This window comes from Kribbella sp. VKM Ac-2569, assembly GCF_004216905.1.
In the GTDB taxonomy this organism is placed as follows: Bacteria; Actinomycetota; Actinomycetes; order Propionibacteriales; family Kribbellaceae; genus Kribbella.
On the sequence record NZ_SGXJ01000002.1, the window covers coordinates 446,907 to 468,099 of the forward strand.

The following is a 21,193-nucleotide window of genomic DNA, read 5'->3' on the forward strand; positions in this document are numbered from 1 at the left end:
CGGCATGAGTGCTGAGTTGAACTCGGGGGCAAACAGCGGCCAGCGCAACATCGCCGCAGTCGTCCGCGCGCTCGAAGGGCTGCATGCGGCGGTGGGCAATCTCAGCCAGGAGTACGGTGACACCCTCGGCATCCGCCGCCTGGTGTCCGATGTGGCCCGGCTGAGCGACGATCTCGCAGAGCTCGGCCCGCCCGACCCCAGGCACAGGCCCGGACCCGTTCCGGAGGAACTCGAGGAGATTCCCGACGTGGAGTATGACGCGTCCATGTGGACCGACGCGGAACACGAAGGCTTCGGCGCGCCTGACAGGCACGCTCCCTGATGGCGACGGGAGTAAACGCGCCGGGCCGCGCTCAAGTAGGCCTCAAGACTGCAAGATCGGATCGATGGTGGCTCGCGCCGTTGCGCATCGGCGTGATCCTGGGCTTCTTCATCGTCTACGCGACGATCCGGATCTTCATGAACAAGTGGTACTGGGTCGACGCGTACCACTACCTCACGCCGCTGTACTCGCCGTGTGTGACCAGCAGCTGTGTCGAGGGTTCCAGCCATCTCGGCACCTGGTTCGGGAACTTCCCGCGGTTCCTGCCGTTCAGCCTGATCACGTTCGTGGTCCTGGCCGGCTTCCGCGGCACCTGCTACTACTACCGCAAGGCGGGCTACCGGTCGCTGTTCTTCGCGCCGGCCGCCTGCGCGGTGCCCGAGCCGCACAAGAACTACACCGGTGAGCGGAAGTTCCCGCTGATCGCGCTGAACCTGCACCGCTACTTCTTCTACGGTGCGCTGGTCTTCGGTGTGCTGAACATCTACGACGGCGTCCAGGCCTTCCACGGTGACGGCGGCGGCTTCGGGATCGGTCTCGGCACGGTGATCATCTGGATCAACCTGGTGATGCTGTGGCTGTACACGCTGTCCTGCCACGCCTGCCGGCACATCGTCGGCGGCCGGCTGAAGAACTTCTCCAAGCACCCGATGCGCTACCGGTACTGGACCTTCGTGTCCAAGCTGAACCCGAAGCACGGCACCTTCGCGATGACGTCGCTGTTCACCGTGATCCTGACCGACTTCTACATCATGGCGGTCTCCGCCGGGTGGTTCTCCGACCTGCGCATCATCAATTGAGGATTTCATGACTGAGCTGGAACGACACTCGTACGACGTCGTCGTGATCGGGGCCGGCGGCGCCGGCCTGCGCGCGGCGATCGAGGCCCGCGAGCAGGGCAAGAAGACCGCGATCATCTGCAAGTCCCTGTTCGGCAAGGCGCACACCGTGATGGCCGAGGGTGGCTGCGCGGCCGCGATGGGCAACGCGAACTCCAACGACAACTGGCAGGTCCACTACCGCGACACGATGCGCGGCGGGAAGTTCCTGAACAACTGGCGGATGGCCGAACTGCACGCGCAGGAGGCCCCCGACCGGGTCTGGGAGCTGGAGACGTACGGCGCGCTCTTCGACCGCACGCCCGACGGCCGGATCAGCCAGCGCAACTTCGGCGGTCACACCTACCCGCGGCTCGCGCACGTCGGTGACCGCACCGGCCTGGAGCTGATCCGCACCCTGCAGCAGAAGATCGTCTCGCTGCAGCAGGAGGACTTCGAGGCCACCGGCGACTACGAGGCGAACCTCAAGGTGTACGCCGAGTGCACGGTCACCGAGCTGCTCAAGGACGGCGACGCGATCTCCGGCGCCTTCGGGTACTGGCGTGAGTCCGGCCGGTTCATCCTGTTCGAGGCGCCGGCCGTCGTACTCGCGACCGGTGGCGTCGGCAAGTCCTTCAAGGTCACCTCGAACTCCTGGGAGTACACCGGTGACGGGCACGCGCTGGCGATGCGGGCCGGCGCGACGCTGATCAACATGGAGTTCATCCAGTTCCACCCGACCGGCATGGTCTGGCCGCCGTCGGTGAAGGGGATCCTGGTCACGGAATCGGTCCGCGGCGACGGCGGCGTACTGAAGAACTCCGAGGGCAAGCGGTTCATGTTCGAGTACGTGCCGGACGTGTTCCGGGCGCAGTACGCCGAGTCCGAGGACGAGGCGGACCGCTGGTACAAGGACCCGGACAACAACCGGCGCCCACCGGAGCTCCTGCCGCGCGACGAGGTCGCCCGCGCGATCAACTCCGAGGTGAAGGCCGGCCGCGGTACGCCGCACGGCGGTGTCTTCCTGGACGTGTCGTCGCGACTCCCGGCCGAGGAGATCACCCGGCGGCTGCCGTCGATGCACCACCAGTTCAAGGAGCTGGCGGACGTCGACATCACCGCGGAGCCGATGGAGGTCGGTCCGACCTGCCACTACGTGATGGGTGGCGTCGAGGTCGACCCGGACACCGCGTCGTCCGTCGTACCTGGCCTGTTCGCCGCGGGTGAAGTTGCCGGCGGCATGCACGGCTCGAACCGGCTCGGCGGCAACTCGCTGTCCGACCTGCTCGTCTTCGGGCGGCGCGCCGGTATGGGTGCCGCGATGTACGTCGACGGTCTCGGAGCGGCTCGGCCGAAGATCGACGAGGCCGACGTCGATGCGGCGGCCGAAGACGCGTTGGCGCCGTTCGAGCTCGAGGGCGGCGAGAACCCGTACACGATCCACCAGGAACTGCAGCAGTCGATGAACGACCTGGTCGGCATCATCCGCAAGGAAGAGGAGATGGAGCAGGCGCTCGGTCGCCTGTCCGAGTTCCGCAGCCGGATCGCGAAGATGACGGTGGAGGGTCACCGGCAGTTCAACCCGGGCTGGCACCTCGCGCTCGACCTGCGCAACATGCTGACCGTGTCGGAGTGTGTGGCCGGAGCGGCGCTGATGCGGCAGGAGTCGCGCGGTGGGCACACGCGCGACGACTTCCCGGGGATGAACCCCGAGTGGCGCAAGAAGCTGCTGGTGTGCGCTCTCGACGCCGACGGCGTCGTCAACGTCTCCGAGGAGCAGCAGATCCCGATGCGCGAGGATCTGCTGGAGCTGTTCGAACTCGACGAGCTGAAGAAGTACCTGACGGATGAGGAGCTGCCGGCCAAATGAGTTACAAGGGCAAATTCCGCGTCTGGCGCGGGGACTCCGAGGGCGGAGAGCTCAAGGACTACGAGGTCGAGGTGAACGAGGGCGAGGTCGTCCTCGACGTCATCCACCGGTTGCAGGCCACCCAGACCCCCGACATGGCGGTCCGGTGGAACTGCAAGGCCGGCAAGTGCGGCTCGTGCAGCGCCGAGATCAACGGCATGCCGAAGCTGATGTGCATGTGCCGGATGAACACGTTCGCCGAGGACGAGGTCGTCACGGTCACGCCGATGCGCACCTTCCCGGTGATCCGGGACCTCGTCACCGACGTCTCGTTCAACTACCAGAAGGCGCGCGAGGTGCCGGCCTTCAAGCCGCCGGCGGACCTGAAGCCGGGTGAGTACCGGATGCAGCAGGTCGACGTCGAGCGCTCGCAGGAGTTCCGCAAGTGCATCGAGTGCTTCCTGTGCCAGGACACCTGCCACGTGATCCGTGACCACGAGGAGAACAAGGAGTCGTTCTCCGGTCCGCGGTTCCTGATGCGCGTCGCCGAGCTGGACATGCACCCGCTCGACGCCGCCGACCGGCAGCACGCCGCGCAGGAGCAGCACGGTCTGGGCTTCTGCAACATCACCAAGTGCTGCACCGAGGTGTGCCCCGAGCACATCAAGATCACCGACAACGCGCTGATCCCGATGAAGGAACGCGTCGTCGACCGCAAGTACGACCCGATCGTCTGGCTGGGCAACAAGATCCGCCGCCGCCCCGCCTGACCACCCGCACCACGACGAGCCCCCTGGCCCCACCCGGAGCCAGGGGACTCGCTCTTTCCAACCTTGAGCACCCACCAACCGTTTTCGCCGGCCCGAAACGGTTGGTGGGTGCTCAAGGTTGGGGGCTCAGGGTTGGGTCACTCGCGTGGGTGAGTCGGTGGGGGCGGTTGGGCGCTTAGGGTTCCGGACATGGACGTCGTTGTGCTGCGGCTGGTCAATCTGGTCATTTTCATGATGATCTTCGTGCCGATCTCGCAGCGGTTGCTCGGGGTGCGGTTCGGGCTCGGGCGGCTCGCGGTCGGTGCGTTGATCACGCTGAGCATCTCCGGGCCGCTGGCGATCGCGATGATCGGTACGCCGCCGTGGACCGGATCGAACGGTGCCGCGATCGCGTTCATGGCGCTGATCGTGCTCTGCTCGATGCTCGCGGGCCTGGTGTTCCTGGTGCTGGCGGAGGCGCTGGTGCCGACCGGGTCGTTGCCGCGAGCCCGTGATCTGCGCCGGGACCTGAGTGGACGGATCGCGCGCACCCGGCGGTACCTGCAGATTCTGCGGATCGCGATCAAGCACGGCCTCGGCCCGTACCTGCGCGGCCGCCGCCGTCCCGGCCGCGAGAACGCCGCGGGCCAGGCCGAACTGGCCAGGTCACTGCGGCTCGCGCTCGACGAAGCCGGCGTCACTTTCGTCAAGCTCGGCCAGGTGCTGTCCACGCGCAGCGACATCATCCCCCAGTCGGTCGCCACCGAACTCAGCCGCCTCCAGGACCAGGTCACCCCGGCGCCCTGGCCGCAGATCGAGGAGATCCTCACCGAAGAACTCGGCGCCCCACTGTCCCAGCTGTACGCCGCCTTCGACACCGAGCCGCTCGCAGCCGCCTCCGTCGCCCAGGTCTACACCGCCCGCCTCACGAACGGCACCGACGTGGTGGTGAAGGTTCAGCGACCTGGGATTGCCGGGCTTGTTGACCGGGACCTCGACATCGTCCGGCGGCTCGCCAGGCTGCTCGACCGGAACACCGACTGGGGGCGATCGATGGGGGTGCGGGCGCTCGCCGACGGGTTCGCGGACGCGATGCGTGAGGAACTCGACTTCACCGTCGAGGCCGGCAACATGACCACGGTGGCGGCAGGCCAGTCCGTTGCCGCCAGCAATGACATCGTCGTACCGCGGCTGTATCCGGAGCGCTGCACCCGCCGCGTCCTCACCATGGAACGGCTCGACGGTATCGGTCTCGGCAACGCCGGCGAGGCGATCGCCGACCGCGGCCTCGACCCGGTCCGCCTCGGTCGCGCGTTGTTCGAGTGCTTGCTCGGCCAGGTGGCGATCGACGGGGTCTTCCACGCCGACCCGCACCCGGGCAACTTCCTGCTGCTGACCGACGGCCGGATCGGCATGCTCGACCTCGGCTCAGTCGGCCGCCTCGACTCGGCGACCCGCGAGGCTCTGCAACGCTTCCTGCTCGCCATCGACCACGGCGACCCGGTGTCGGCCACTGATGCCCTGCTCGAGATCGTCTATCGCCCGGACGTCATCGACGAACGCGCACTGGAGCGTTCCGTCGGCCAGTTCATGACCAGACACCTCGCGGCCGGTGTGACGCTCGGCCCGGCGATGTTCAACGACCTGTTCAAGATCATCACGTCGCACGAACTCGGCGTACCACCCGAGGTCGCCGCCGTGTTCCGCGCGCTCGCCACGGTCGAAGGCACAATCTCCCGTATCTCCCCCAGCTTCGACCTGGTCGCGGCGTCCCGCCAGTTCGCCAGTGCGCACGTCACCGACCGCCTCGCGCCCGATGCACTCCGCCGTACGGCGACCGAGGAACTCGCCACGCTCCTTCCGATGTTGCGCCGACTGCCGCGCCGGATCGACCGGATCGCGGCCGCGGCGGAGAGCGGCCGACTCGGCGTGAACGTCCGTCTGTTCGCGGACGAACGCGACCGTCGGCACTTCACCGGACTGCTCCACCAGGCGCTGCTGGCAGTGCTAGGTGCGACCGCGGGCATCATGGCCGTCCTGCTGCTCGGTACGCCGGGCGGCCCGAAGGTCACCGACTCGATGACCTTGTTCCAGCTGTTCGGCTACAACCTGCTGGTGATCTGCGCGGTGCTGGTGCTCCGCGTCCTGGTCCTGATCTTCCGGCTGCCCGGCCACCGCGCGACTTGACTTCAACTTAACTTGAACTTCAACGATAGCGGGCATGACCATTGTTGAGGCCCGCCCCAAGCTGTTCACCGGACAGCACCTGCCACTGGTGCTCGGGGTGATCGGCCTCGTCACGCTCGGCGCGTTCGAGAACCGCGCGGTCGGTACGGCGTTGCCCACGATGGTCCGCGAGTTCGACGCGCTCGGCAGCTTCGGTCTCGCGAACGCGGCGCCGAACGCGAGCTACCTGATCTCGCTCGCGATCGCCGGCCTGTGGTCGGACCGCCGCGGCCCGATCCCGACCCTGCGCGCGGGCGCGATCTCGTTCACCCTCGCACAACTCCTGGTCGGTACGGCGACTGCGATGCCGATGGTGATCGCGGGACGGCTGCTCAGCGGCCTTGCCGAGGGCCTGCTCGACGTGTCGTTGATGGTGCTCGTCGCCCGCGCGCTGCCCGCCGTACTGCGGCCGCGGATGTTCTCGCTGTTCGCCGCGATGTGGATCCTGCCGTCGGTCCTCGGACCGGTGCTGACCGGGGTGGTGACGGAGCAGTTCGGCTGGCGCTGGGTCTTCCTCGGCGCGCTCGTCCTGCTGGTGCCGAGCTGGCTGCTGCTCCGCCCGGCGATGCGTCAATCGGCCGACGCCGCGGCGCGGGAGCGCACCGCCGAGGACGCGGCCGAGCTCGCGGCGTGGCGCGCCGCACTCCCCTGGGCGCTCGCCGCATCCGTCGCCCTGTTCTCGATGACGCTGGCCGGTGACCATCTGGAAGCGCATCCGTTCCTCGGCGGTACGGCGGTTGTCGTGGCGCTAGCAGTGCTAGGACGGGCCGCCGTACGCGTGATGCCGGCCGGCACGTTCAGCGCACGACGCGGCTTCCCCGCGGTGGTCGCCGTCCGCGGACTCGGTGGGGCCGCGTTCGCCGGAGTCGGCGCATACCTCCCGCTGCTGCTCACGCTGCAGCACGACTTCAGCCCGTCGCGGGCAGGCGTGACACTGTCGATCACCGGCGTCTGCTGGGCGTTCGGATCGTGGCTGCAAGGTCGTGAGCACGGGATCGAGCGGGTCACCGTACTGCGGACCGGGCTGGCGTTCATGACGCTCGGACTGGCCGTGACGTCGCTGCTCGCTTGGACGGACGCGACCACCTGGATCGGTCTGATCGGCTGGGGGTTCGCGGGCATCGGCATGGGGCTCAGCTCCTCGAGCCTGTCCGTGCTCACTCTGGACCTTTCCGACCAGAGCAACTCCGGCCGCAACACCAGCGCCGGTCAGATGGCCGCGACGATGAGCATCGCCACGGCGCTGGCGATCAGCGGCACCCTGCTGGCGTTCAACGCCGACGACCCGCAGCCGTGGGTCTTCGGCGCGATCGTCACCGCGGGATCGGTACTGGCGCTTCTCGGATTCCTCGCTGCACCGCGCGCCCGTCGCTCCCAGTAACCCCTGTCCAACGCCTTGACGAGACAATCGACTCGCTTTACGGTGAGGACCGTAATTCCGGCGAGAGGACCACGCTCGTGAGGAAAATCGGCTCGTTGCTGACGGCAATCACCTTGACCATCGGTCTAGTCCAGGTGGGCGCGGCACAGGCTGCCGCACCCGCCGGCGTGTTCCAGGACTTCGAGGCCGACGGCGACCTGCAAGGGGCGACCGTCACCCTCCCGCAGGTCGACAAGATCGAGCGCACCGCCGACCCGACGCACGGCAGCTCCGGCCTGAAGTTCACCATTGGCCCCTCCAACACTCCGGGAGCCAGCGCGTCGTCCGCCATCAACCTGTACGCCGGAACGCCGAGCCTCCCGGTGTCGGACTGGTCCGGCCACACCGTGCTGGGCTTCGACTTCTTCACCGAGCAGGACTACACGACCGTCGGCCGGATCACCGTCCGGGACCAGTCGAACAAGGCGTGGGGCATGGACTACCCGATCCGAGCTCGCGACTGGACCCCGATCACGCTGCGCATGAGCACGATCGCGGCCGCCGGTGTCGACATCACTCGGATCGCCTACCTCAGCTTCTCGATGCCGCGGTCCAAGGCACCCGTCATCGGTCACTACGACGCCTTCCGGCTCGTCGACAGCTACCCGTACGACCAAACGCCGTACGGCGACCTGGCAGCCACCCAACTGCTGCGACTGGTCGACTTCAACGGCGTACTGACGAAGCTTGCGGACCAGATCGAGGGACTCGATCGGTCGCTGGGGCATGAGGCAGCGGACGAGCGGCTGCGGGCTCAGGTGCGGGACGCGGAGGCGCAGTCCGCGGACCTGCGCGGGAAGCTCGCCGGGGGCCCAATGACATATGCGCAGTACCAGCCGTTCAACGCGGGCGTCACCGCGTTGCAGCGGACCGTGCCGCGGTTGTCGAACACCATCCAGGCGCGAGCGCACGACCGCGGCGCCGACTTCGGTGTGGAGTCCGCCGACTCGATGGCGCTGGCGTACCCGAAGGACCTGCCGTTCACCTCGACCGGTGCGGCGCCGACGGTGTCGCTGACCCGTGGCGAGTACGAGAACGTGCAGGCCGTCGTACTGCCATTCGCCGAGCCGCTGACCGGCGTACAGGCCCGAGTGACGTCGGTGTCCGGCAAGGGCGCTCTGCAGGCCACGGTCGCTCCGGTCGGCTCGCTCAACGTGACGCCAACGAACGTGTACCACCGGCCCACGTACGCCGGTTGGACGCCCGACCCGATCCGTGACGACCTGACGTCGGTCGACGTACCCGCCGACACGTTCCAGCCGTACTGGATCCGGCTGAAGGCAGCGGCAACAGCCGCCCCTGGCACGTACCACGTGACGATCGCGTTCTCCGCTGCGGGCAAGCGAACCCGGACGATGACCGTGGCCGCCAAGATCTGGCCCGTAACGGTGCCCGACGCCCCCAAGCTCAACACCTCGTTCCAGTTCACGCCTGCAATCGTGAACGACCTCTACGGGATCACCGACCCGGCGGCGCAGGAGGCGGCCAAGCACCAGTACTGGTCCTTCCTGCACGACTACAAGATCGAGCCGGACCAGCTCTACACCTGCGCCTGCATCCCCTCGAACGCGAACCCGGTGATCGTGCCGACGCCGGTCGAGGACGTGCTCTACATCCGGGACCACTACGGACTGCGTGACTTCAACGCGTTCTACCTGTGGGCCGGCCTGCTCAACCCGTCCAAGCCGGAGACCTGGCAGGCACAGATCGACACGTGGATCGCCCAGTTGCGGACCGCGATGGACAGCTACCGCGCGGCAGGTGTCGACAAATATGCATATGTGTACGGCTTCGACGAGGCGAACGGTCCGCTGCTGCAGGCAGCGAAGCAGACCTTCGCCGCGGTGAAGCAGGCGTTCCCGGACCTGCCGATCCTCACCACGCTGCGCGACAACTCGATGGGCGTCGACACCGGATTGGCCGGCCTTGTCGACATCTGGTCGCCGCAGCAGGACCTGTACGACCAAGCGGTCGCCGAGCGAACCCGTGCCCGCGGCGACCAGGCCTGGTGGTACCCGGACATCGCCACCGGCTCGCCGTTGCCGAACTGGTTCAACGGCTACCCGCCGATCGACGCCCGTACGTTGGTCGGGCCAATGTCCTACAAGGCCGGTGTGGAAGGCGTTCTGTACTACGCGACCAACCGCTGGCTCCGCTCCGACCACGCCAACCAACTGCTGGTGAACGACGGGATCCTGTCCGCGTGGAAGGCGGCAACGTTCAACGGTACGGCGGGTGACGGCTCGATGTTCTACCCGGGACCGAACGGCCCGATGGCGTCGATCCGGCTGGAGAACTTCCGCGACGGGATGGAGGACTACAACCTCCTCTGGCTGCTGCAGAACGACCTGCAGAGCAACCCGAACCTCCCAGCGCCACTGAAGGCCCACGCCGCCAAACTGCTCGCGGCGGACGCCGTGGTGACCAACCAGCGCACGTTCACCGAGGACCCGGCGCGCTACCGCGCCTGGCGCACGGACGTCATCGCCACTCTCACGACCATTGGGGGTCTAGAGTGAGCGCATGAGTGAGCTCTTGACCGACGACCAGATCGACCTTGCATTGCGCGACCACCTCCCGGAGTGGAAGGTCGTGGACAACGAGCTGGTCCGAAGCATCAAGAGGGACACGTTCCTGGACGGCATCCGGCTGGTGGCGACCGTCGGGCAACTGGCGGAGTCGATGAACCACCACCCGGACATGGACATCCGCTACACCACCATCACGTTCCGGGTCAGCAGCCACGAGGCCGGCGGGATCACCGACGACGACCTCGTGCTCGCGCGGCACATCGACACGGCTGCAGGCTAGGCGCCGGCTGACCTGTTCTCGTCATGGCGCTTGTCGGCCACGGCAAGCGCTGGTTCGGCGTACCTGGAATCCCTTACACCTAAGGGATGACCGCCCTCGGAACTGCCCTGACCGTCCTTCTCGCGCTGACTTCTCCGTACGCCGGTGCCGCGGACCCCGGCTGGTTCTGGAACGACCCGCACTGCGACACCGTGTACGGCGACGGCTCGGTGACGATCACCGAGTCCGACGGCGAGACCCTCGCGCCCACGACCGGCAAGCTGCGCGCCGTCACGTACGCGAAGGTCGCCGCGCTGCCGGAACCGAACACGCTCGTCAGCATCGGCCAGCAGACGATCCAGCGCTCGAGTGACGCGGGCTGCAGCTGGCAGTTGCTCGACAAGACACCGGACGACTTGAGCACGTACGACGTACAGCCAGGTCCGGGCGACTCGGCGTACGTCTATAGCGTCAACGACCAGCCCATCCATCGCGTGCACGGCTCGCAGATGACCACGGTCCTCGGGCCGGTCGCCGGCGGCGGACTGGCTGCGCTGCACGCACAGCCCGGACGGCTGCGGGTCGTGGCCGGCGACGGGCAGCTCTACGACTCCTCGAACGACGGCGAGACCTGGCAGCGCGTCGGCGTACCGCCTGCTCGTGATCTCTTCCTGTACGACGCCGTGGTGGATCCGCGGAACCCGGATCACGTGGTGGCCGGCGTGATGTCGGACGGCGTGTACGTGACGTTCGACGGCGGGCGGACCTGGACCCGGTCGCGGCCGGTCGAGCGGGTGAACGCGTTCAGTCTGGCGATGTCGCCGGCCGACCCGTCGAAGGTCTGGATGGAGGGGTACGACCGGGACCGGGCGACCCGGTTCATCTGGGAGTCGACCGACGGCGGGCAGAAGTTCCGCGAGGTGCTGGACCAGAGCCGCGCCGACCTGATCAACGGCAACAAGATGTGGGCGTCACCCGTCGACCCGGACCTGCTCTACTTCAGCTACGGCACGTCCTTCATGAACTTCGGCGCCGATCTCTACCGCTTCGTCCCCTCCACCGGCGCCCTCACCAAACATCACAACAAGAACGACGGCATCCCGTCCCTCGCCTTCAACCCCGCGAACCCGAAGATCCTCTACCTGGGCCTGGCCGAAGAACGCTGACGCAAGCCGACCAGGACTCCCTCGGTGTCGCGGACGTAGCTCAGTCTTCCGACGCCGGGAAGTTCCTGGATCTCGCCGACCGGAGTGCCGCCTGCCGCTCGGGCAGCTGCCAGTGTCGCTTCGAGGTTGTCGACCTCGATCCAGGCGATCGTCGGCTGCGACTGGTACCGGCTGCTCATGATCGCGCCGTCGATCCCCTCCCCCGGCCCGGTCGCCGCGAGCAGGTACCCGTCCGGAACCGGCGCCGGCGTCACCTCCCAGGAGAACACCTCGCGGTAGAACTTCGCGGCCCGATCGTGGTCCTCGGCAACTATCTCGACATGGATGATTCGTCCCATGCGGTCATCCTCATGCGTCGTCCGAGGGTTCGTCTTGGACGGATCTTCCATGCATGAGCGCAGCGATCCCGTTCTGTACGGCGAGGAACTGCGTCGCGCTCACGCCCGTGTATCGCCTGAAGTCCCGCGCCGCGTGCGCCTGGTCGTAGTACCCGTGCAACGCGGACAAGGTCGCGGCGGCGTCGGCCGGGCCACCGAGCAGCCCGCCGACGAAGTGGTAGTACCGGATGATCTCGGCGTGCTGCTTCGGCCCGATCCCGACGCTCCGCCTGAACAACCGATACAAGGTGCTGTACGACGTCCCGCACCGCCGTACCACCTCCGCCACGGCGACCTGCCCCCGCAGTTCGTCGATCGCGTGCACCGCCTCGACCACCACCGGTTGAACGGCCGCCGTCGTCAACCGAGCCGCAAGGAAACCCGCCAGCCGCTCCGCACGTCCCGGTCCGAAGGGTTCCGCCTGCAACTCCGTCGTCAACCCGGCCACGGCATCCGCGCCGACCCAGTCCCCCAACTGCTGCACCTCGTCCACCAACGCGGAGAGACCGAAAGCACCAAGCCCCCACGGCGTGAACTCGACGCCCGCGTAACTCGACGTACCCACCTGCCCGAGCACGTGCGGCCGAGTCATCACCCCGAACACCGAGGCCGCATTCGGCCACTCGACCTGAGTTACCGGATCGTGCCGCGTCCCCGGCTCGCCGAGCGCCACGGCCAGCCCAGGCCGTCCGTTCGGAATCAGGATCTCCTGCCGCAACTGCGGCAACGGCGCGGACTCGACCAGCCAGACATGGTCAACCACGTTCCGCAACCGCTCGGGAGGTGAGAAGCGCTGGTAGGTCACGCCTGAGATCGTAAGTCCCTGGCTCGTTTACATCGGTTACCGTTGATGAGTGACGAGTGTTGAGGAATATCGCCTGCTCGGGTTCGCCGATGTCGACCGGGAGGCGGCCGAGGCGTTCACGCCGGATCAGACGGCGGTGAAGGAGCTCGCGGACCAGATCCGCGGCGCGATCGGGAAGCTCGGCAGTGAGCCGGAGTTCACGATGCCGGAGGACCCGCGGAACTCGGTCCAGGCGTTCCTGGACACCGTGCCGGACATCCGCCGGTTCCACACGGAGCGAGGCATTCCGGACGACATCAGCTGGGCGTCGCTGGCCGATCTGGGACAGCAGCTCAAGGTGAGTCGTCGTACGCACGGCGAGTACAGCCTGGAGACGCACTGGTGGCTGACGATCGCCTGGACCGGGCAGCTCTACGCGCTCGGCCGGCTGCAGTACCTGCTGCACCAGGTCCCCGAGGACAAGCCTGTCCCAGGCACCGAGCCGGGTGAGTGGATCATCGGCGTGCACATCCCGGAGACCGGTCCGCTGACGCCGGAGCTGGTCGACGACAGCATCCAGCAGGCCCGCGAGTTCTTCCCGCGGTACTTCCCGGAGTACCCGGTGCGGACGGCGAATCTGTGGTCCTGGCTGATCGACCCGTACCTGCTCGACAACCTCCCGCAGGACTCGAACATGGTGAAGTTCGGGCGCCGCTTCACGCCGTACGGGACGCCGAACGACAGCCAGGACAGCGCGATCTTCTTCACGTTCCGCACCCACGGCCTGGAGCACCTCGACGAGCTCCCGCAGGACACCCGCCTACAGCGGCTCGTCGTCGGCCGGATCAAGGACGGCGGCACCTGGCAGAGCGCGTACGGCTACACTCGGCTATGACGGGCGATTCTGACCGCTAGGTACGCCGTACCTCCCGAGCCAGCTCGCCAACTCCATGTTGGACACGCACCGTACGTCGGGCTGCTTGCACGTCTCCGTCACGAAGGCGGTCAGCGCGTCGGAGTAGACGCTGTTGTTCCAGCGGTTGAAGTGGTTGCCGAGGAACAGCGGTGGGTTGCCACTCGCGCGCGACGTCGCGAGCGCCTGACGGTAGGTCGCGAGGACCTGTGCCTTCAGAGCGGGCGCCTGGGCGATCGGCGCCTTGCGCGCCTGGGTCTGCGCGAACCACAGGTTGTAGTCCATCGTCAGCGTCTTCTTGGCGGTGCCGGCCAGCGTCACCGATTCCAGCGGGAAGTTCCACAGGCCGTCGGCCTTCTTCGGCCAGGCGATGTACCCGGGCGCGGAGGCGTCGTACAGCATGCCGCGCTGCGCCATCGCGAGCCGGTACGCGGCGCGGTTGCCCTCCAGGCACGGTGTCCGCATGCCCTTCACGGTGGCCGGGTCGAACGGCGGCTCGACGGTCTTGCCGGTTGCCAGTGACGGGCCGGTCCGCACCATCTGGTCGAACGCGCCGAGTTCGGCGGTCCACTGCGCGGTCGTCCAGCGGCCGATGCCGGTCGCGCCGCAGAAGTGCCCGTTCGCGTGGGTGCCGATCTCGTGGCCCTCGGCGATCGCCTCCCGCAGTACCTTCGTGCGGCCGAGGATGTTGGCCGTGTCGCCCCAGCCGATGTCGGAGGCGCCAGGTTTCTTGTACGGCGGTTTGTAGTCGGTGCGGTGGTCGCCCGGGTACAGGTACGGGCCGGAGAGGAAGAACGTCATCCTCGCGTTGACCTGCTTCGCGACAGCACGCCAGCGGGCCCAGAGCGCGAGATCGCCCGCGCCGTCGAAGGAGACGACGACGAACAGCGGCGGTTTGCCGTTGGGCAGGCGTCCTGGGAAGGACCGCAGTACCGGAGCCGCCGCCGGTAGCTTCCCCGACGGAGCTGTAGTTGGCAGAGGTGTCGACGGCTTCGGGGTGCTGGGTTTGGACGTCGGCTTGCCGGTGGGTTTGGGAGCGGTGGATTTGCTGGGGCTGGGAGCGCCTTCCAGCGGTACGTCGGCACATCCGGCCAGCACCGTCGCCATGACGAACGCGACGGCCGCGAGGTTCGCCCCAGGCCTCACCACGGGTCTACTGACGCACGGGAGCCTGCAAAGGTTGGCGCGGGACACGCGTCCGCGCGGATACCGGGGCGGGGATCGTTAAGCGGCCGTGACCTTCGCCGCGCGGCGCTTCACGACGATCCGGCGGGACGTCTCGACAACGAGACCGATCACCGCGGCCAGGCTCAGGCTGAACGCGAGCCCCTTCAACTGGTCGTGCGCGAACGCGTCGCCGCCGAGGTACCCGAGCAGGGCGACGTACGTGTAGGCGACCGTCACACCGGCGAAGGTGAAGACGATGAACTTCTTGAACGAGTACCGCGTCGCGCCCGCCGTCAGCGTCGCGACCATCCGGGCTCCCGGGATGTAGCGAACGGTCATCAGGATGAGTCCGCCGCGGGAGTGCAGCGCGGCGGAGACCTTCTCGTAGAGCCGCTGGCGGCGCTCCTGGCGCTTCATCCAGCGGTGCAGTGCCGGTCCGGAGCCGCGGCCCAGGAAGTAGCAGACGGATTCGCCGATGACGGAGCCGACCATCGCGACCGTGATGACGAGCAGCAGGTTCTGGTGACCGGCGGCCGCGGCCATGCCGGCGGTGATCACCATGCCTTCGCTGGGCACCACCGGGAACACCGCGTCGATCGCCGCGGCAGCGAACAGGATGAGCAGCAGCCAATGCGAGGCCATCGCAATGCCGAGCAGGTGTCGCGCGACCTCCATCAACTCCGTCACCCCGAAAGGATGTCATTCATTGTCAAGCGAGCCGCAATCCCATCGCTGTGATTCAGGCGTGGTTCACCCGATGTTCAGCCGATGCCACTGGCTGAGGTCAGAGCAGCACACGGAGTTCGCGGATCGCGTTCATCAGCAGGCTCGGGTGCCGCGGCGGGTCCTGCTCGGGTATGGCGAGCCGCAGCTGCGGGAACCGCTCGAACAACAGGCCGAGCGCGATCCGGCCCTCCAGCCGCGCGAGCGGGGCGCCGAGGCAGTGGTGGATGCCGTGCCCGAACGCGAGGTGCGCGGTGTCGGTCCGCGTGATGTCCAGCTCGTCCGCACGCTCGACCTTCCGTACGTCGCGGTTCGCCGGGAGCAGCGCGAACACGATCACTTCGCCGGCCTCGATCCGGCTCCCGGCGATGTTGATCGGCGCACGGGCGACGTACGGGATCGCGGCCTGCAGCGGACCGTCGTACCGAAGGATCTCCTCGACGGCCGTGGGCAGGCGCTCCGGCTCGCGCTTCAGCAGCTCGAGCTGGTCGGGATGCCTGAGCAGAGCGTGTACTCCGTTGGTGATCAGGCTGACCGTCGTCTCGTGGCCGGCCGCGAGCAGCAGGAAGACCATCGAGGTGAGCTCGTCCTCGCTGAGGCGATCGCTGCCATCACGCGTCGCGATGAGCGCGGACAGGAGGTCGTCGGTCGGCGCCTGCTGCTTCTGCACGATCAGCTCGTGCACGAAGGCGAGCATCGAGGTCGTCGCTTCGATGTACTCCTCGGCGGTGTACACAGCCGCGTTCACGAACACCGACGACCAACGGCGGAAGTCGTCTCGCCGTACCGCCGGGATGCCGATCAGCTCGCAGATGACCGTGATCGGGAGCGGGTAGCTGTAGGCGTTCACGAGATCGACCGGCTCGTCCGCGGTGGCCATCTCGTCGAGCAGGCCGATGGCGATTTCCCGGATCCGCGGTTCGAGCGCCTCGATCCGGCGTCGGGTGAACGCGGCCGCCACGAGTTTGCGCAGCCGCGTGTGGTCCGGCGGGTTCGCGCCCAGCATGTGCTGCTCGGTGCGCGCGATCAGGTCGTCCATGACGCTGTCGCGGTGCGGCCCGTCCAGCGGCGAGCGCACCACGTCGGGATGGGCGAGCAGCTCGCGCGTCTCGGCGTACCCGGTGACGAGCTGGACGGGTACGCCGGTGAACAGCGTGAGGCGTTGCACCGGGCCGGTGGACGCGAGGTCCTCGAAGCCCCAGTGCCGGGCGATTCCGCTGACTTCAGTGAACGGCTGCCTCATTCAGCCAGCCTACGTTCCGAGGTGCTCAGCCAGTTCGGTCCGTGAATGGATGCCGAGCTTCGCGTAGACCTTGCGCAGGTGGTATTCGACGGTCTTCGGGCTCAGGAACAGTCTGGCCGCGGCCTCACGGATGCTGTTCCCGTCTGCGAGCAGTACGGCGATCTGTCGCTCCTGTGGCGTCAGCTCGTCCGCTGTGCTCGGCACACGACGCCGTGCGGTCTCACCGGTCGCCTTGAGCTCCGCCGCTGCCTGGTCTGCCCACCCAAGTGCACCGAGCGCGTCGAAACCCTCCACAGCGAGCCGCAGCTGCGTACGCGCGTCCACGCGCCGCCGTGCCCGTCGCAACCAAGCGCCGTACGCCAGCCGCGTCCGGGCCAGCTCAAACGCATCTAGCGTCTCCTCGTGCCAGCCAAGCGCCAGGGCGAAGTCCGACTCGCTCTCACCGGCCGCACCCCGCGCGCGTGCTGCCCGCGCCAGCGACCACGGCTGTCCTTTCGCCTCTGCCAAGGAGGAGTGTTCGCGCACTACCCGCTGCGCATCGTCCGACCGCCCCAGCCGCAGGTAGACCTCGACCAGCTCCGGTGCCGGCGACAGATCCGGATCCTTCAGCCCGTACTCAGCCAGTACGTCGACCAACCGCTCGTACTGCGGTAACGCCGCCGCCGGGTCGCCCCGCCCCAGCTCGAGGTCCCCCAGCGCGAACAGGGACCACACTGTGCCGAGGCGGATCTCATGCTCCGCACAGATCCGCAGACACTCGACAGCAAGCTCCTGGCACTCCGGTCTGCCCTGGTGGGACATCAGCCATGCCAGTCCGGCCAGGTTCATCGCCAGTTCAGTCGTTTGACCGGTCTCCCGCGACAGCCGGATCCCCTCGTCGTAAGACGTCTCCGCATCCGGCCACCGATCGGTTGTCGCATCGTCGCGGGCCAGCACGAACAGAAGACCCGGCAGCGTCCCAAGAGCGACCTGCTCACGTCGCTCGAGCATCGCCTGCTGCAGGAGGGCCCGGCCGGTACCTGTCTCCCTGAGGAACAACGCAGCCAGCACCATCCACACCTGGCGACGGCGGTCCCGGTCCAGTTCGTCAGAGGGCGCCAGTGCGATCGCTGCACGGATCTGGTCCGTCCCACCGCTCCCGGCGAGCACCTTGGCGACGCCGCTCGCCAGCATGCCGATGATGCGCGGTCCGGGCCGATCGACCGCCGGCAGCAGGCTGTCGAGGTCGTACGCGACCTTCAGCGCGGCCTCGGCGTCGCACAGCCGGAAACACGCCGCGACCGCATCCGCGAGCAGACCGGTGGCGATGGCCGGGTCCGTGGACTCCGCTGCGGCCGCGACCAGGATGTCGCGGGCGCGGCGCGGCGACCCGCACTTCACCTCGATGTCCCCGCGAATCTCCTGCGCGCGGATCCGCACCGGCAGCGGTGGCTGCAGCATCAGCGCATGACCCAGCAACGCCTCTGCTCGCTCCGCCAGCCCGGCCGACCACGCCGCTTCACCCGCCTGGACCAGTCTGACCGCACGGTCCGGCAGCCCCGGGCTCAGCCGCCCAGCCCGCTCGTACGCCGTTGCTGCGACGGCATGTGCTCCACGAGCCGCAGCATGCTCCGCCGCAAGGACGAGTCCGGCCGCCACCTCGTCGTCAGCTCCGAGGACTGCCTCCGACAGGTGCCACGCCCGCCGGTCCCGGTCCGGTGTGGCAAGAGCCACCGCCCGATGCGCCGTACGACGTGCTGCCGGGTCGGCGCTGGTGTAGATCGCTGAACGGACCAGTGGATGTCGCCACTGCACCTCACCGTCGCGAATGGCGACCAGGCCGGCTGCCTCTGCCTCCTCCAGTGCAGCGACGTTTACCCCGAGCTCTGCACACACCCGGGACACCGTCCCGAGCTCACCGTCTAGAGCCGCGACAAGCAGTGCGGTGCGCGCATCCGGGCTCAGCCGGTTCGCCCTGCTGGCAAAGGCTTCTGCGAGCATCGCGGGGACTGGGAACGGTACGCCCGGCGGCATCCGGTGCAAACGGGCCGGATCATCAGCCAGCTCCAGCAACGCCAGCGGGTTACCTGCCACGGTCTGGTGCAGCTGCTCGACCAGGTCGCTCGGGAGGTGCTGCACGACCTGTCGTGCAGCCTCCAGCGTGATGCCCTCCAACTGGAGCCGTGGCAGGTCGGCCTCGAACGGATGCGGTTCGTCAACACGCGCCGCGATCAGCATGACGATCGGGTCGGCCACCAGGCGCCGGGCTGCGAACAACAGTGCCTCTGCGGACGGGCGGTCCAGCAGGTGTGCATCGTCGATGATCAGTGCGAGTGGCGTGTTCTCGGCGTACCGGCAGATCAGGCTGAGTGTTGCGGCGCCGACGGCGAAGCGGTCCGCCGGGCTGGCCGCCTCGGGTCCCGATCCGAGCGCGAGTGCCGATGCGAGCGCTGTCCGTTGCGGTCCGGGGATGCGGTCGAGGCCAGCGAGCACAGGTCGCAGGAGTTGGAGCAGGGCCGCGAACGGCAGCTCGCGTTCGGCGTCGGTACCGCGTGCTCTCAGGACCTGCATTCCGCCGGCCAGTGCAGCGGCCTCATCCAGCAGGGTGGTCTTGCCGATGCCAGGCTCGCCGGTGATGAGCAGCACGCCTGCGGCTCCGACCCGCGCCCCCGCGATCAGTTGCTCGATCACCTGGCGCTCCGCCTCCCGCCCGATGAGCATGTCTCGCAGTGTGCACCAGGTGACCCACCTGATGCGATGGTCCGGCGCTGCTGCCTAGGTTCGCCGTACCACATCGCAAGGGGGAGAAAGCGAATGACTGTTGCAATCGACAGCGACAAACTGATGGGCTTCGTCTTCAAGGCGGTCGACGAGGTGGGGGCGACGCTGAACGCGGCGCTGGTCGTGATGGGCGACCGGCTCGGGTTCTACCAGGCACTTGCCGACCACGGCCCGACCACACCGGACGAGCTCGCCGAGCGGACCAACACCGATCAGCACTACACGCGGGAGTGGCTGAACGCGCAGGCCGCGGGGGGATTCGTCGAGTACGACGCGAGTACCGGCCGCTACACGTTGCCGCCGGAGCAGACCGTGGCGATGACCGATCCGAACAGCCCGGCGTACCTGCCCGGCTTCTTCCAGATCGCGCTCGGCACGATTCAGCACACGACCGAGACGATCGAAGCCGCGCGGAGCGGTGCCGGGGTCGGGTGGCACGAGCACACGTCCGACGTGCATGTCGGCTGCGAGCGGTTCTTCCGGCCGTCGTACAACGCGAACCTGCTGCCGAGCTGGCTGCCCGCGCTGGACGGCGTCGTCGCCAAACTGGAGCGTGGCGCGAAGGTGGCCGACATCGGCTGCGGGCACGGCGCGTCCACGGTCCTGATGGCCGAGGCGTTCCCGAACTCCCGGTTCACCGGCTCGGACTACCACCAGGCGTCGATCGAGACCGCCCGGCAGCGGGCCGCGGGCCTCGGCGACCGGGTGACCTTCGAGGTCGCGGCGGCCGACAAGTTCAGCGGGTCCGGGTACGACCTCGTGACGACCTTCGACGCGCTGCACGACATGGGTGATCCGGTCGGCGCAGCCCGGCACGTGCGCGAGGCGCTCGCTCCGGACGGCACCTGGATGCTGGTCGAGCCGATGGCCGGCGACCACGTCGAGGACAACCTCAACCCGGTCGGCCGCGCGTACTACGGCTTCTCAACACTGCTGTGCACGCCGGCCTCGCTGTCCCAACCGGTGGGTCTCGCTCTTGGTACCCAGGCCGGCCCGGCCCGGATCCAGGACGTCACCACGGCGGCCGGGTTCAGCAGGTTCCGCACGGTCGCGCAGACGCCGTTCAACCTGGTGTTCGAGGTCCGCCCTTGACACAACAGTTCACCAACTGGTGAAGTATCTCGTGTGCTGACTGGGTTGCCGAAGACCTTCGGAGCGCTCGCAGACCCGACTCGGCTGGCTGTTGTCGGCCGGCTGAGTCGGGGCGACGCGACGATGGGCGAGCTGGCCGAGCCGCACCGGATCACGCCACCGGCGATGACCAAGCACGTCAGGGTGCTGGTCGACGCCGGTCTCGTGAGCCGGCAGCGGGTCGGCCGCACCGTCGTGTGCTCGCTCCGGCCGGAGGCGTTCTCCGAGGTTGAGCAGTGGCTCGGCGACCTCACGGCGTACTGGAACGGCACCGTGGACCGGTTGGAAGAACTCCTGCGAGGGGACGGCGATGGACACTGAGATCCGGATCGAAAGGGTGCTCCCGGCAACGATCGGGCGGGTGTACGACGCCTGGACGCGGGCCGACCTCCTGGTCCAGTGGTACTGCCCGAACCCCAAGCTCGAACTGAAGGTGCAGGCCGACGTCCGCACCGGTGGTTCGTACGTCGTGGAGATGGGGCCGCACGTGGTGCGCGGCACCTACCTGGAAGTGGACCCGCCGAACCGGCTGGTGTTCAGCTGGAAGTGGGACGGCACCGAGGACGAGCCGACGCGGGTCGAGGTCGAGCTGTCCGAGACTCTCGACGGGACCCGGATGCTGCTCAGCCACACCGGCTTCGCGAACGCCGAGGACGCCGCGAACCACCGGATGGGCTGGGATCCCGAGGTACTCCGCCTCGTCGAACTGCTCAACGTTCGCCAGCCCAAAACTGTGATGCCCTAGGGGCGGAGGC

General features: G+C 68.0%; 19 protein-coding genes. 13 read left to right on the forward strand and 6 right to left on the reverse strand.

Annotated features, from left to right (window positions below; genetic code table 11):
- Positions 1-4 precede the first annotated feature (4 nt).
- The 9 genes from EV649_RS15090 (at position 5) to EV649_RS15130 (ending at position 11,340) form a co-directional block, all read left to right on the forward strand.
- Complete coding sequence (locus tag EV649_RS15090; RefSeq protein WP_130384073.1) at positions 5-322, forward strand: hypothetical protein; 318 nt, start codon at positions 5-7, stop codon at positions 320-322.
- Entirely contained in the window at positions 322-1,122 is an 801-nt protein-coding gene (locus EV649_RS15095) for a hypothetical protein (protein ID WP_130384074.1), read from the forward strand. Before EV649_RS15090 ends, EV649_RS15095 begins: the two co-directional genes overlap by 1 nt.
- Before the next feature lie 7 nt (positions 1,123-1,129).
- Positions 1,130-3,010 (forward strand): fumarate reductase/succinate dehydrogenase flavoprotein subunit, encoded by a 1,881-nt coding sequence (locus EV649_RS15100; protein ID WP_130384075.1) that lies wholly within the window; start codon positions 1,130-1,132, stop codon positions 3,008-3,010.
- The gene (locus EV649_RS15105; protein ID WP_130384076.1) at positions 3,007-3,759 is read left to right on the forward strand and encodes a succinate dehydrogenase/fumarate reductase iron-sulfur subunit; all 753 of its coding nucleotides are present in this window, start codon (positions 3,007-3,009) and stop codon (positions 3,757-3,759) included. The genes EV649_RS15100 and EV649_RS15105 overlap by 4 nt, the downstream gene beginning before the upstream one ends.
- A 189-nt stretch (positions 3,760-3,948) precedes the next feature.
- Positions 3,949-5,925: an AarF/UbiB family protein gene (locus tag EV649_RS15110; protein ID WP_130384077.1), complete on the forward strand. Its 1,977-nt coding sequence runs from the start codon at positions 3,949-3,951 to the stop codon at positions 5,923-5,925.
- A 34-nt stretch (positions 5,926-5,959) separates the two neighbouring features.
- Positions 5,960-7,345, forward strand: coding sequence for an MFS transporter (locus EV649_RS15115; protein WP_130384078.1), 1,386 nt, complete (start codon positions 5,960-5,962; stop codon positions 7,343-7,345).
- Between the two features lie 77 nt (positions 7,346-7,422).
- Positions 7,423-9,903, forward strand: coding sequence for a DUF4091 domain-containing protein (locus EV649_RS15120; protein ID WP_130384079.1), 2,481 nt, complete (start codon positions 7,423-7,425; stop codon positions 9,901-9,903).
- Between the two features lie 4 nt (positions 9,904-9,907).
- Positions 9,908-10,195: a 4a-hydroxytetrahydrobiopterin dehydratase gene (locus EV649_RS15125; RefSeq protein WP_130384080.1), complete on the forward strand. Its 288-nt coding sequence runs from the start codon at positions 9,908-9,910 to the stop codon at positions 10,193-10,195.
- A gap of 86 nt (positions 10,196-10,281) precedes the next feature.
- On the forward strand, positions 10,282-11,340 hold the full coding sequence (locus tag EV649_RS15130; protein WP_130384081.1) for a hypothetical protein: 1,059 nt from the start codon (positions 10,282-10,284) through the stop codon (positions 11,338-11,340).
- On the opposite strand, the gene EV649_RS15135 is transcribed toward EV649_RS15130, so the two are convergent.
- Entirely contained in the window at positions 11,313-11,678 is a 366-nt protein-coding gene (locus EV649_RS15135; RefSeq protein WP_130384082.1) for a VOC family protein, read from the reverse strand. The genes EV649_RS15130 and EV649_RS15135 overlap by 28 nt on opposite strands.
- A gap of 10 nt (positions 11,679-11,688) precedes the next feature.
- Entirely contained in the window at positions 11,689-12,522 is an 834-nt protein-coding gene (locus EV649_RS15140) for an AraC family transcriptional regulator (protein WP_130384083.1), read from the reverse strand.
- 49 nt (positions 12,523-12,571) lie between these two features.
- Between EV649_RS15140 and EV649_RS15145 the strand changes: the two genes are divergently transcribed.
- Positions 12,572-13,396 carry an acyltransferase domain-containing protein gene (locus tag EV649_RS15145; protein ID WP_130384084.1) on the forward strand — a complete coding sequence of 275 codons (825 nt, stop codon included), beginning with the start codon at positions 12,572-12,574 and terminating at the stop codon, positions 13,394-13,396.
- Here EV649_RS15145 and EV649_RS15150 read toward each other — a convergent pair.
- The 4 genes from EV649_RS15150 to EV649_RS15165 all read right to left on the reverse strand — a co-directional run bounded on the left by EV649_RS15150 (position 13,391) and on the right by EV649_RS15165 (position 19,247).
- Complete coding sequence (locus EV649_RS15150; protein ID WP_130384085.1) at positions 13,391-14,563, reverse strand: hypothetical protein; 1,173 nt, start codon at positions 14,561-14,563, stop codon at positions 13,391-13,393. The genes EV649_RS15145 and EV649_RS15150 overlap by 6 nt on opposite strands.
- A gap of 75 nt (positions 14,564-14,638) precedes the next feature.
- On the reverse strand, positions 14,639-15,268 hold the full coding sequence (locus EV649_RS15155; protein WP_130384086.1) for a DedA family protein: 630 nt from the start codon (positions 15,266-15,268) through the stop codon (positions 14,639-14,641).
- 97 nt (positions 15,269-15,365) lie between these two features.
- The gene (locus tag EV649_RS15160; RefSeq protein WP_130384087.1) at positions 15,366-16,547 is read right to left on the reverse strand and encodes a cytochrome P450; all 1,182 of its coding nucleotides are present in this window, start codon (positions 16,545-16,547) and stop codon (positions 15,366-15,368) included.
- A gap of 9 nt (positions 16,548-16,556) precedes the next feature.
- Positions 16,557-19,247 carry a helix-turn-helix transcriptional regulator gene (locus tag EV649_RS15165; RefSeq protein WP_130384088.1) on the reverse strand — a complete coding sequence of 897 codons (2,691 nt, stop codon included), beginning with the start codon at positions 19,245-19,247 and terminating at the stop codon, positions 16,557-16,559.
- Positions 19,248-19,340: 93 nt separating this feature from the next.
- On the opposite strand from EV649_RS15165, the gene EV649_RS15170 reads away from it, so the two are divergent.
- From EV649_RS15170 to EV649_RS15180, 3 genes are read left to right on the forward strand one after another with little or no spacing between them, the layout of a single operon-like run.
- A complete protein-coding gene (locus EV649_RS15170) occupies positions 19,341-20,399 on the forward strand; it encodes a class I SAM-dependent methyltransferase (RefSeq protein ID WP_130384089.1) in 1,059 nt (352 codons plus the stop codon).
- A 33-nt stretch (positions 20,400-20,432) separates the two neighbouring features.
- Positions 20,433-20,759, forward strand: coding sequence for a metalloregulator ArsR/SmtB family transcription factor (locus EV649_RS15175; protein ID WP_241998227.1), 327 nt, complete (start codon positions 20,433-20,435; stop codon positions 20,757-20,759).
- On the forward strand, positions 20,749-21,183 hold the full coding sequence (locus tag EV649_RS15180) for an SRPBCC domain-containing protein (RefSeq protein WP_130384090.1): 435 nt from the start codon (positions 20,749-20,751) through the stop codon (positions 21,181-21,183). The genes EV649_RS15175 and EV649_RS15180 overlap by 11 nt, the downstream gene beginning before the upstream one ends.
- The last annotated feature ends 10 nt before the right edge of the window (positions 21,184-21,193 follow it).